Here is a 12,053-nt window from a genome sequence, read left to right as displayed (position 1 = left end):
AGCCTTGACGGTTGCGCCAGCAACAACAGGTGCGCCGATGTTCACGTCGTCGCCATTGGCGACCAGCAGAACGCGGTCAAAAGTCACGGACTCGCCAGTAGCGATTTCCAGTTTTTCGATCTTCAGGTATTCACCCTCAGCGACCTTGTATTGCTTACCGCCGGTAACGATTACTGCGTACATGGTATTTCTCCGATAATCCTGCTCACCCAGCTCTTTATAAGAAGAGGTATTGGCTGGCATGGCTGCATGGGGCTGGAACGGCCCAAGTGCAATTGCGTAAGGCAGGTGCTGCCCAGGAAGTTCAGGGTGCGCGATTGTACGCAAGCTACCGCGGTCATGCAAGTAGCCGTCCATCGTGCCTTGACAGGTCTGGATGGGGGTCCTAGCATGCCGCGCAACCCTTCTGGAGCGACTCTCGCTGATGCAACCCCAAGCTTTCTACCGCGCGGTGGCGGACGATTTTAGCGCCGTCGACGGCATCATCAAGAAGCAGCTGACTTCCCGAGTACCGCTGGTATCGAAAATCGGCGACTACATCACGTCGGCCGGCGGCAAACGTCTGCGTCCTTTATTGGTGTTGCTGTGTGGCAAGGCACTGGGTCGCGAAGGCGACGATATGCGTCTACTGGCCGCCACCATCGAATTCCTGCACACCGCTACCCTGCTGCATGACGACGTCGTCGACATGTCCGGCATGCGCCGCGGCCGCTCAACCGCCAACGCCATGTGGGGCAATGCCCCGAGCGTGCTGGTCGGCGACTTCCTGTACTCGCGCTCGTTCGAAATGATGGTTGAACTGGGCTCGATGCCGGTGATGAAGATCCTGTCCCAGGCCACCCGCATCATCGCCGAAGGCGAAGTGTTGCAGCTGTCCAAGGTGCGCGACGCCAGCACCACCGAAGAAACCTACATGGAAGTCATACGCGGCAAGACCGCGATGCTCTTCGAAGCCTCGACCCACAGCGCCGCCGCGCTGGCCGGTGCCAGCGCCGGGCAGAGCGAAGCCCTGCGCACCTTCGGTGATCATCTGGGCGTGGCATTCCAACTGGTCGACGACTTGCTCGATTACAAGGGTGATGCTGAAACCCTGGGCAAGAACGTCGGTGACGATCTGGCCGAAGGCAAGCCGACCCTGCCGCTGATCTACACCATGCGTGAAGGCACGCCCGAGCAGGCTGCACTGGTGCGTCAGGCGATCCAGAAAGGCGGAATCGAAGATCTGGAAAGCATCCGCGCGGCCGTGCAAGCTTCCGGCTCGCTGGAGTACACCGCGCAACTGGCCCGCGATTACGTGGCCCGCGCGATCAAGTGCCTCGATGCACTGCCCGCCAGCGAATACCGCGACGCACTGGTTGAACTGAGCGAGTTTGCGGTCGCCCGCACACACTGATCGCCACGTAATCAAAGAGCCGCAGCCTTCCTTCGAAGCCTGCGGCTTTTTGTTGTCTGCCCTATCTCGGTTAAAACCTTATACAATGTGCGACTTTTAGCGAACCACATCCCTCAAGGAGCCTTAGTGAGCACGTTGCCACCCTGCCCGAAATGCAATTCCGAATACACCTACGAAGACGGCACTCAACTGGTTTGCCCCGAGTGCGCCCATGAATGGTCGGCCAGCGGCGATACCGAAGTGGCCTCTGATGATGCCGTGAAGAAAGATTCGGTCGGCAACGTCCTGCAGGACGGCGACACCATCACCGTGATCAAGGACTTGAAGGTCAAGGGCACCTCGCTGGTGGTCAAGGTCGGCACCAAGGTCAAGAACATCCGCCTGTGCGATGGCGACCATGACATCGACTGCAAGATCGACGGCATTGGCCCGATGAAGCTCAAATCCGAGTTCGTCAGAAAAGTCTGAATCCGCTGTCATCCATCCCGCGCCAGCCGTGGGATGGAGTCTCTCCCTCCCCGCCCTGCCCCAATCAATCCAAGCAATAGCCATACGCCAGCCGTTTTGACCTTACGCAACCTTTACCCGGAAAAAACCAGAAACAGCCAATAGCCCCTTGCTATTTAATGAATAAGAATTATTCTCATTGAAACCCTTCAAGGAGATGAGAACCATGACTTATTTGATCGACGCTTGGCTGGATCGCCCACATCCGTACCTCAGAATCCTGCATCGGGAAACCGGTGAAGTCTGTGCAGTGCTTGAGGAGGAAGCCCTGCATGAGTTGCAGGATCAGGGGGATCTGGATGTCAGCAGCCTGAACTCCAGCGAGCCGCTGGTATTAAAGGAGCTGGTGCGTAATCTGTTCCTGTTCTGCTACGCCCGGGCCTTGCGCCCGACCGGTGAGATGCACAACAAGATTGAAGTATGAAACGCGATAAAACCGTGGGAGCGAGCTTGCCCGCGAAAATGGAGTCTCAGGCAACACCAGGTGTGACTCAAAGAACGCCTTCGCGAGCAGGCCCGCTCCCACATTAGCTTGTCATAAGGACAGGCCAGGTCTTACAGAACGTCCAGCAGCTCGACGTCGAATACCAGAACGCTGTGCGGCGGGATGCTGCCAACGCCTTGAGCGCCGTAAGCCAGTTCGCTCGGCACGTACAGACGCCATTTGCTGCCGGCATTCATCAGTTGCAGGGCCTCGGTCCAACCAGCGATCACGCCGCCGACCGGGAATTCGGCTGGCTGGCCACGCTCGTAGGAGCTGTCGAACACAGTGCCGTCGATCAGCGTGCCGTGGTAGTGCGTACGCACTTGATCTTCACGGGATGGCTTGGCGCCTTCACCCTGAGTCAGTACTTCGAATTGCAGGCCGGAAGCCAGAGTGGTGATGCCGTCGCGCTTGGCGTTTTCAGCCAGGAACGCCAAGCCTTCGCCAGCAGCCGCTTCAGCTTTTGCAGCCGCTTCGGCTTGCATGATTTCGCGGATCACCTTGAAGCTGGCGGACATTTCTTCCTGACCCACACGGCTTGGCTTACCGGCGAAAGCGTCGGTCAGACCGGCCAGGATGGCATCCAGGCTAACGCCCGGTGGCGGGTTGTCACGCAACTGGTCACCCAACTGACGGCCGATGCCGTAGCTGACGCGGGTTTCGTCGGTGGACAGATTTACTTCGGACATGACACTGCTCCGCTGTGCGGACGGCCACAAGACTTGCCGTGCGTGCACAGCGCGTCCCGGCGCGCCCGGAACCAAAAGGGCGAGCAGACTAGCACAGATGCTCAGGCGATGGGACGCAGTGCCTACAGGACCGAGCGCCAGGCGATCGGCACCTTGAGGCTTTCCTCGCCACTGGCGCCAAGGCCACACATTTCATCGTGTACCGAGGTGTGGACGAGGTTGAACGGCAACACCGGGAAGTTATGCAACATATCCCGCGCATGCTCCACCGATCGCAGCGTCAACAGGTTGCCCTTGAGATCACTTAACGGATACGCCGCCCCATGCATCCGTGCTTCGAGCAGATAGATTCCGCCCTCCATGGAAATCAGGTTCAGTTCATCGACCTTCCTGGCGATAGCAAACGCATTCAACTCTTGCAGGTTCATGAACACACCTCACGCAATGGCGAGCCGAGATCTATACAGGGATAGGCCCACGCGCATCAAAGCACAAGCCACAAACGACACCGCCCGTCTGTTTCGCAACAGACGGGCGGTGTTTTGCAGCGCTCAAACCTTGATCAGTGTTTGGTGACCTTGTCGAGGTAGCCCATGGCGAACGCCGAGACGACAAACGTCATGTGGATGATCACGTACCACATCAGATGTTCGGGATCGACGTTCTTGGCGTCCATGAAGATCCGTAGCAAGTGGATCGAGGAGATCGCCACGATCGAGGCTGCCACTTTCATCTTCAACGAGGAAGAGTCCATGGTTCCCAGCCAACTGAGCTTTTCCTTGCCTTCGTCGATGTCCAGTTCAGAGACGAAGTTCTCGTAGCCGGAAATCATCACCATCACCAAGAGGCCGCCCACCAGCGCCATGTCGATCAGCGACAGCAGCACCAGTATCAGCTCCGACTCGGCCATCGAGAACACGTTGGGCAGGATATGGATGACTTCCTGGAAAAATTTCAACGCCAAGGCCAGCAGCCCGAGGGACAACCCGATATAGATCGGCGCCAGCAGCCAGCGCGAGGCGTACATTGCGTTTTCGATAAAGCGTTCCATTGAATCTCACACAAGGGGCTGGAAAATGGCGGCGAGTATACCAGCCACCGAGGACAGCCAGAAACTGCCCGCAAGTCCGGCACCTGCGTGTGTGTGCCAAAGTTTTTCTGCTAGTGTCCAAGCCAATGACAGCCCCGTGACAGTGGACAGGACGCGTGGAAATGGATGTGCGATTGCCGATAACGATTGCCGGAATGTGCCTTGTGCTATTGATGAGCGGTTGCTCGCCCGGCGACAAGAAGCACGCAGTCAGCCTTGAGGAAAAGACGGCAACGTTCGAACAGGCACTCGACGCCATCACTGATCCGAAGCTCAAGGACGCCGTCACCGAGCTCGGCGGCTCGCTGCTGTTGCTTGAACGGGCACAGCTCAAACTCGAAGGCAATCCACTGCGCACCGAATATGGCGAGGACGCCCTCGGCGTGCTCAAGCACTACCCGACCCCGCAGGCGATGGTCGATACCTTCATCAGTGGCCTGTTCGTGCTGCACAAGGACGCCAGCTCCGATTACCTCACCGACCTGCAGCCAGTATTCCCGTTCAACCTCAACATTCCCGGCGGCTTCCTGTTTCCCCATCGTGTGGAATGGCAATCGGTGACGTTGAGCAACAAACGCGTCATCCCCTACCAGCCCGAGTGGTCGGAAACCGATCCCGGTATTCAGCTCAGCCCGTCCAGTTCCAACGTCACCAACCCCGATGACCTGACGGTAACCTACCCGTTCATCGAAGGTCTGGATGTGGACAAGAAAAGTCAGCCGCAACCGGTGAGCCTGCAGGGCAAGGTTGAAGTCATCGCGCCGCGACGCTTGTACAGCTTCGACCTGACGCAAAAGGACGTCGGCCAGACTCGCACCAACGACAACCTGAGCGTCAAACTGCTGAAGCTTGGAAAGAACTACGCCGAAGTCGAATTCAGCAACAACCTGCCCTTGCCAGCGCAAGTCGCCGATTCGCAACTCAATCCTTTGATCGTTCAGGCCCGCGACGCCACCGGGCAATACCTGGTGCGCGCCGGTTCAATCAATGAAAGTCCGGAACAAGTAGCCTTCTACGAAAAACAACTGGCGCACCTGCAACAACAGAAAACCTGGAGCGACGCGCTGGAAAAGCAACTCAGCGCCGATCAGCAAGCCTTCGAGCAACAACACCCGCAGCGCTATAACAAGGTCTATTTCAATGGCCCGATCGAGACGCTGGAGGTCCGCGCGCTGGACTTCTCATCCGCCACCGTCACCCGCCAGTCGCTCGATCTCCCCATTCGCGCCTTTCATCAGCACACCACGGACAAAGCCATCAAGCCGCTGGATCTGCCAGTGGTGGTGTATGACGATCTGGCCGAGAACTGGCTCAAGGGCGCGAGCCTGACTGAAGAACAGTTGAAAGCCGGCATCCGTGTCCACCAATCCGTGGAAGACCCGAGCGCCGCGCGCATCGAGTTTTCCCATCGCCGCACCTTCAACGACGAGTTGCTCGGCGACGACTTCAACCCCGGCGACAGCCCGGTGACGTTCTTCACCGAGAAACACAACGGCAAACTCGATGAGCCGATCGAACTGCCGCCCGAGGCCTATCAGGTCGATCCGTTGCGAGCGACGATCACTTACGATCTGAATCTGTTCCCGCAAACCCCAGCGATCGCCGTGGGCTCGATGCCGTTGTTCCTGGCAACGGTGGCCAAGCAAGCGTACGACGCCAAGTCCTTGCCCAAGGGGCTGGAGATCAAGAACAACACGCTGGTGGTAGACCTGAAACAGTTTCCGGCCAACGAATGGCGCTTCTTCGTCAAGGACGACAGCGGCAACTATCTCAAGCAGATTCTCTCGGTCAGCCACGATGCGAGCGCAGAGGGCCCGGCGTTGTTCGGCGTGCATTACTTCTATGGCCGCCCAACCCACGTGGAAACCTATCAGCGAACTGACCTCACCACCCTGCAATACGGCTTCGAGGTCAAACTCGACCCAGCACAGTTGACCGACCCTGCGCTCTAACTGTTGAGACTTCGTCCGCGCCCCCCGTTGATCTGCCGAAGCTGGGCTTGCAGGTGCAGGCTCCAGATCTGCGGATCGTCGGCCAGCTCATAGCCGTGCAGCGTCAGACTTTCGACGATGGTGTCGAGGATCGACTCGGCGGCGACTGGCCCGTGGAACGGGCCTTGGGCTTTGATAGCGGAAGGTTGTTCACCGGCCATGCCGGCAGCGAAGAGCAGCGTCCACATGCCGGTATCGCCGGCCAACGGTTTGATGACGCATTCGATACGGGTCACGAGACCCAGGCATTGACGGGTGAGGCAGAGGTTGCGCGACATGGCGGCGACCCTCGGTGAAGCCGGTATTCAGCCCTCACGGGAGGACTGGCTCGATCCAGTGATACTGTCGATATCCTTGAGCTGAGAATAGAAGAAAAGTTCGCCGCGCAAGCCGCACGAAACCAGAATGCGCCGAATGGTCATTGTGTGAATATTGGCGCCAGAGTAGTGGCGCTTTCTATTGGCTGCACCCTGAAAAATATGGAAAGGGGCTTGCTCCCGAAGGCAGTGTGTCAGGCAACAGATTCGTTGGCTGATACTGCGCCTCCGGGAGCAAGCCCCCCCCCATTGTTTTGATGCCGTTGCAGTTTTTGACCTGGTTAAGGTTTACGCCGGTTTGGCTTCTACCAACGCCTCTTGCGCCAGTTCCTTCTCAGCCTCCTTCAAATCCTCTTCGCTGATCATCTCGGCAATCACCCGCAGACGCTCAACCACCCGCGCATTGACGCTGCCTTCAGGGAACTGACCGTCTGCATCCGGTTCACCGGCCGGCTCGCCAACCAGCAGGCTCAGCGCCTCGTCGGCCTGCCGCACCGCGTAAACGTGGAACTGCCCGGCGCGCACCGCCGCCAGTACTTTTTCGTCGAGCATCAAGGTGGCGACGTTGGCCTGCGGAATGATCGCGCCCTGCTCGCCGGTCAGCCCGCGTGCCTCGCAGAGGCGGAAGAAGCCTTCGATCTTCTCGTTGACCCCACCGACCGCTTGCACTTCGCCGAACTGGTTGATGGAACCGGTGATCGCAAAGCATTGCTTGAGCGGTGTTTTCGACAGCGCCGAAATCAACGTGCAGGCCTCGCCCAACGAAGCACTGTCGCCATCGACGTAACCGTAGGACTGCTCCAGCGCGATGCTCGCGGAAATCGCCAACGGGAATTCCTGCGCATAACGGCTGCCCAGATAGCCGGTGAGGATCATCACGCCTTTGGAGTGAATCGGCTGGCCGAGGTTGACCTCGCGCTCGATATCGACGATCCCGCTGCCGCCCGGATACACCGTGGCGGAAATCCGCGCCGGCACACCGAACGCCGAGTCGCCGACTTCCAGCACGGTCAAACCGTTGCACTTGCCGACCGCCGCCCCGTCGGTATCGATCAGGATGATCCCGGCGAGCATGTCGTCGAGAATTCGCGCCGACACACGCCCGGTGCGAGTGGCCTTGGCTTTCAGCGCACGCTCGATATGCCCGGCATCGGTCATTTCATCGCCGGCCAGATGACGGATGAAATCCGCCTCGCTGACCAACTGGAACAAATCACCGATTCGCGCCGACAAACGCCCCTGATGCTCGGCCAGACGGGCGCTGTACGTCGCCAGGCGCGCCACCGCATCGGCAGTCAAAGGCGCCATGCCTTCTTCAGAAGTGCGGGTTTTGAGCAACTGGGCGAATTGCTCCAGGCTCTCGTCGACCATCGGAATGTCTTCGTCGAAGTCGACCAGGACGCGGAACATCTCCTGAAAGTCCGGATCGAGGTCTTGCAGCGTGTAATACAGCGAACGTGCGCCGATGATGATGACTTTGACCTGCAACGGAATGTGCTGCGGGTTGAGGGTCACGGTGGCGAAGCGGCCCATCTCGCCCAGCGGCGATTCCATTTTCAGCTTGCGCGATTGCAGAGCGCGCTTGAGCGCATCCCACACGAATGGCTCGCTGAGCATTTTTTCCGCTTCAAGAATCAGGAAGCCGCCATTGGCACGGTGCAGCGCGCCTGGACGCAACTGGCGATAAGTGGTGTAGAGCGCGCCCTGATCGGTGGTGTATTCGATACGACCGAACAGGTTTTCGTAAGTCGGGTGCGGTTCGAATACCACTGGCGCGCCGCCGCTGGCCGGATGCCCGACCACCAGACTCGGTGCGTACTGCTCCTCCAGCAGTTTGCGCGCAACGGCGTCAGTCTTGCTGTCATCGACCAGTTGCTCGACCACGGTTTTGAGCAGGTACACCTGTATCGCTTGCAGGTAACCGCAGACGGCGGCGTTCTCCGCGTACTTCTCCGACAGCGGCGACAACAGCGGCTGCAAGGCCAGGGTGATGGTTTCTTCGTTGAGCTGACGCAGTTGGTTGTTCGACTCACGCTTCCACTGCGGCAGGCTGGCGAGTTCTTCGTTCAGGCGTTCTTCGAGACCGGAGATGTCATCGTGAAAACGTTCGCGATCGGCTTCCGGCAATTGCGAAAACTCAGCCTCATCCAGCGCCTTGCCGTCGAGCATTGGCGTGAAGGCGATGTTGCTGCTGTCGCGGTACAGGGCGACGTCTTTTTCCAGAGCCAGACGCTCGATGATGTCGAGGGCCTTGTCGTAGCGCTGGTTGAAAGCCCGGTCGATGGCGCTTTTCTTTTGCTGGTAGGACGGATGCTCGAACACGGCCGGGAAGGTCGCCAGCAGGTTGTCGATCAAACCGTTGATGTCACCGATAAACGAGCCGGCCGTACCCGATGGCAGTTCCAGAACGCGAGGCTCGCGAGGCTCGTCGAAATTATTGACATAGACCCAGTCCGCCGGGGTCTGCAGGCGTTTGCCTTCGGCTTTCAGGTAGCGTTTGACGAACGAGAAACGACCGGTGCCGGGCTCGCCCATCACGAATACGTTGTAACCGGGGCGTGGCATGGCCACACCGAACTGCAAGGCTTCGACCGCACGTTCCTGGCCGAGCACACCGCGAAAGGGCTCCAGATCATTGGTGGTAGTGAAGCTGAACTGTTCAGCGGAAAACGGACGGGTCAGCGCTTCGGGCGCTATACGCAGGCTGGCAGCAACAGGATCAGGCATCGGGCTTCCTTAACAATCAGGCGGGGCAGATAGCGGCATTCTGGCGCTGCCCGTACCCCACTGGCAAGGCGCGCCCTATGACAAAGCATAGACAACCGGTCGCCCCCGCCCCCTCCCCTGTGAAATCGGGGTTATCGCCAAATCTTTTGTAAAAAATCACGGAACCCCAGGAACGTGCCTAAACTCCAAACTGCGCGGCTGGAACTAATACCGGCCCACTGGCTTCGTTTGGATCTGTTTCTACAGAGCTTGGGGGGCCAGAACCCTGTCCATTGGTATGCACACAAAGAGAACAAAGCTATGAAACGGATTCTTCTCGGTACTCTCTTCACCGCTGTATCCATCAACGCAATGGCGCAAGCCCCGGGCGGCCCGGATTGCGGTTGGGGCAACATGCTGTTCGAAGGTCAGCGTGGCACCCCGGCTCACTTCCTCGCTTCCACCACCAACGGCACGTCCGGTAACGCTACCTTCGGCATGACGTCCGGCACCAACGGTTGCTCGACCAACGCATCGCTGACCTACGGCGGCAAATCCTGGATTGCCATGAATGGCATGATGAACGAGCTGTCCGAAGACATGGCCAAAGGCAACGGCGAAGCGCTGACGACTTATGCCGTGGTACTGGGCGTGGCGCCGCAAGACCGTGCGCACTTCGCGGCCGTCACTCACGAGCACTTCCAGCAGATCTTCAGCAAGGCTGACGTGACCGCTGAAGACGTGCACACCAACACCCTGGCCGTTCTGAAGTCAGACCCACGTCTGGCCAAGTACGCCACTCAGGCTTAAGCTCGACCCCACCCGCTTCTTTCGGGAAGCGGGTTTTGTTTTTTCGGCCCGTCCCTCCTTGGGTCTTTTTTTCTTTCCTGTTTAAGTTGCCGACTATGCTCAAACGCCTTGCCTGGCTGGCGCTCTGTGTCTGCGCCCCGCTGTCCGCCGCGCCAACCATCGATCCTCAACGTTTGCAGCAACTGGCCAATGACCGCTTCTGGATTTCCCTCGGCCACTACGAAACCGCCAAGCTCGGCGGCTGGCGCAGCTATGTCAGCGACAAGAAATTCTTCCTCGCGCCCGATGGCAATGAACATCCCGACCATGAACTGGCCGCCACGGTACAAGCGCTGTACGCCCCGGCCAGCCTCGGCGAGCAGCACGCGCAATGCGTCTACCCCGCCCGCACGCGCTGGCTCAAAACGCAACTCAACCTGAGCGACCTGCCAACGCCTGCGTGTGCCGAGTACAAAAAGTGGTTCAAGGACGTTTCGCCGCACAGCGCGGTGATGATCTTCCCCGCGGCTTATCTCAACAGCCCGTCATCGATGTTCGGCCACACGTTGCTGCGCATCGATCAGGCTGACGTGCAGACCGACAAGACCTCGCTGCTCAGTTACGCCATCAACTTCGGCGCCTACATCGAAGGTTCGGACAACAGCATTCTGTACGCCTGGAAAGGCTTGATGGGGGGCTACCCGGGGCTGTTTGCGCTGGTGCCGTATCAGGAAAAACTCTCCGAATACCGCAGCCTGGAAAACCGCGATCTGTGGGAGTACCGGCTCAATCTGACGCAAGAAGAAACCGCGCGCATGGTCGAGCATGTGTGGGAACTGAAACAGATCCAGTTCGACTATTTCTTCTTCGACGAAAACTGCTCCTACCGCTTGCTCGAATTGCTGCAGGTCGCGCGACCGAGTCTGCGCCTGACCGAACAATTCCCGCTGACGGCCATTCCCACCGACACGGTCAAAGCGGTGAAAGAGGCCGGACTGGTGGAAAGCATCCAATACCGCCCCTCTCGTGAACGCGAACTGCTCAGTCGCGCCGAGCCTTTGAGCGATGACGAACAGGCGTGGGTACTGAACGTCAGCGCCGATCAACAGCAACTGCAAGAGCCGACATTCAAAGCGCTGCCTCGCGAGCGCCAAGCACTGATCATCGATGCGGCTTATCGCCTGGAACGCTACCGCGCCAACGGCCAGGAGCGCGATCCGCAACGAGCGCAACGCAGTTTCGAACTGCTGCGGGCAATCAACAAGAACCCCGCACCCGAGCTGGACATTGCGCAACCGGGCCTGCCTGAAGACGGCCACGAATCGCGCACCTGGCAGGCCGGTCTCGGCACCCGTGGTGATCGTGCGTTCGGCGAATACGGCTTGCGCATGGCCTATCACGACCTCAACGACAACGCCGAAAGTTTCCCGCTCGGCGCGCAGATCGAAATCCTGCAAATGAAGCTGCGCCAGTACGAAGGCAACCACTGGCAATTCCAGCAACTGGATCTGGCGACCATTCGCTCGCTGACGCCGCGCAATGAGTTGTTGCAGCCATTGTCGTGGCAAGTCACCGGCGGTCTTGAGCGTGTGCCGGGCAAGCATGATGACGAAACCCTGGTCAGCCACGTCAACGGTGGTGGCGGCGGCACGTGGCAGTTGGGCGAAGATGTGCTCGGGTTTGCCCTGGGCACGGTACGTGTCGAACACAACAATGACTTCGCCGGTTTCATTGCGCCAGCCGCTGGTTTCAACAGCGGCGTACTGTGGAAAAACCCGCTGGGCAACCTGAGCCTGGAGGCCAAGGGTGATTACTTCACCAACGGCGAAGTGCGCCGTAGCCTGAGCCTGAATCAGCAGTGGGAATTGTCGCGCAACCTTGGTTTGCGCCTGAGTGCGCAACGCGAGTTCAGTCATCTGGCCACGCCTGAAACCGAAGTCATGCTCGAGGTGAAGTGGTATCACTACTGATCTGAAGCCCAGCAAATAACCCCTGTGGGAGATTCTATGGTTCATGCCTAGCCCCTAAACCGCTTTAGGGGAGTATTCGCTCTGGTTTTTCAACAGAGCAAATACCACCCGGGCAAG

General features: G+C 58.9%; 12 protein-coding genes. 6 read left to right on the top strand and 6 right to left on the bottom strand.

All coding sequences use genetic code 11. The features are described from left to right. Positions 1–183: 50S ribosomal protein L21 (gene rplU / locus ACIOWA_RS26165; protein WP_401162659.1), on the bottom strand; the 183-nt coding region annotated here is incomplete at its 3' end. A 241-nt stretch (positions 184–424) separates the two neighbouring features. Between rplU and ACIOWA_RS26160 the strand changes: the two genes are divergently transcribed. The 3 genes from ACIOWA_RS26160 to ACIOWA_RS26150 all read left to right on the top strand — a co-directional run bounded on the left by ACIOWA_RS26160 (position 425) and on the right by ACIOWA_RS26150 (position 2,324). Beyond that, complete coding sequence (locus ACIOWA_RS26160; RefSeq protein WP_339432765.1) at positions 425–1,393, top strand: polyprenyl synthetase family protein; 969 nt, start codon at positions 425–427, stop codon at positions 1,391–1,393. Between the two features lie 126 nt (positions 1,394–1,519). Then, positions 1,520–1,861 (top strand): zinc ribbon domain-containing protein YjdM, encoded by a 342-nt coding sequence (locus ACIOWA_RS26155; protein ID WP_339432764.1) that lies wholly within the window; start codon positions 1,520–1,522, stop codon positions 1,859–1,861. A 205-nt stretch (positions 1,862–2,066) separates the two neighbouring features. Continuing rightward, on the top strand, positions 2,067–2,324 hold the full coding sequence (locus tag ACIOWA_RS26150) for a hypothetical protein (protein ID WP_221730106.1): 258 nt from the start codon (positions 2,067–2,069) through the stop codon (positions 2,322–2,324). A 131-nt stretch (positions 2,325–2,455) separates the two neighbouring features. On the opposite strand, the gene ACIOWA_RS26145 is transcribed toward ACIOWA_RS26150, so the two are convergent. The 3 genes from ACIOWA_RS26145 to ACIOWA_RS26135 form a co-directional block, all read right to left on the bottom strand. Then, entirely contained in the window at positions 2,456–3,073 is a 618-nt protein-coding gene (locus ACIOWA_RS26145; RefSeq protein WP_221730107.1) for an FKBP-type peptidyl-prolyl cis-trans isomerase, read from the bottom strand. A 122-nt stretch (positions 3,074–3,195) separates the two neighbouring features. Continuing rightward, complete coding sequence (locus ACIOWA_RS26140; RefSeq protein ID WP_339432763.1) at positions 3,196–3,501, bottom strand: DUF6482 family protein; 306 nt, start codon at positions 3,499–3,501, stop codon at positions 3,196–3,198. A gap of 134 nt (positions 3,502–3,635) precedes the next feature. Then, entirely contained in the window at positions 3,636–4,124 is a 489-nt protein-coding gene (locus ACIOWA_RS26135) for a TIGR00645 family protein (protein WP_339432762.1), read from the bottom strand. A gap of 161 nt (positions 4,125–4,285) precedes the next feature. On the opposite strand from ACIOWA_RS26135, the gene ACIOWA_RS26130 reads away from it, so the two are divergent. Further along, positions 4,286–6,115 carry a hypothetical protein gene (locus ACIOWA_RS26130; protein ID WP_401162656.1) on the top strand — a complete coding sequence of 610 codons (1,830 nt, stop codon included), beginning with the start codon at positions 4,286–4,288 and terminating at the stop codon, positions 6,113–6,115. On the opposite strand, the gene ACIOWA_RS26125 is transcribed toward ACIOWA_RS26130, so the two are convergent. Then, complete coding sequence (locus ACIOWA_RS26125; protein ID WP_339432761.1) at positions 6,112–6,432, bottom strand: hypothetical protein; 321 nt, start codon at positions 6,430–6,432, stop codon at positions 6,112–6,114. The genes ACIOWA_RS26130 and ACIOWA_RS26125 overlap by 4 nt on opposite strands. 327 nt (positions 6,433–6,759) lie before the next feature. After that, positions 6,760–9,198 (bottom strand): Lon protease family protein, encoded by a 2,439-nt coding sequence (locus ACIOWA_RS26120; RefSeq protein ID WP_401162654.1) that lies wholly within the window; start codon positions 9,196–9,198, stop codon positions 6,760–6,762. A gap of 300 nt (positions 9,199–9,498) precedes the next feature. Here ACIOWA_RS26120 and ACIOWA_RS26115 point away from each other — a divergent pair, with 300 nt between their 5' ends. Both ACIOWA_RS26115 and ACIOWA_RS26110 read left to right on the top strand, forming a co-directional pair. After that, a complete protein-coding gene (locus ACIOWA_RS26115; RefSeq protein WP_221730112.1) occupies positions 9,499–9,987 on the top strand; it encodes a DUF3015 domain-containing protein in 489 nt (162 codons plus the stop codon). Between the two features lie 95 nt (positions 9,988–10,082). Next, on the top strand, positions 10,083–11,936 hold the full coding sequence (locus tag ACIOWA_RS26110) for a DUF4105 domain-containing protein (protein WP_401162652.1): 1,854 nt from the start codon (positions 10,083–10,085) through the stop codon (positions 11,934–11,936). Positions 11,937–12,053 lie beyond the last annotated feature (117 nt).

Origin of the sequence: Pseudomonas sp. NPDC087614 (genome assembly GCF_044743485.1) — a bacterium.
Lineage (GTDB): Bacteria > Pseudomonadota > Gammaproteobacteria > Pseudomonadales > Pseudomonadaceae > Aquipseudomonas > Aquipseudomonas baetica_A.
The sequence above is the reverse complement of the archived record's forward strand: the minus strand, read 5'-3'. Positions and strand labels throughout refer to the sequence as shown.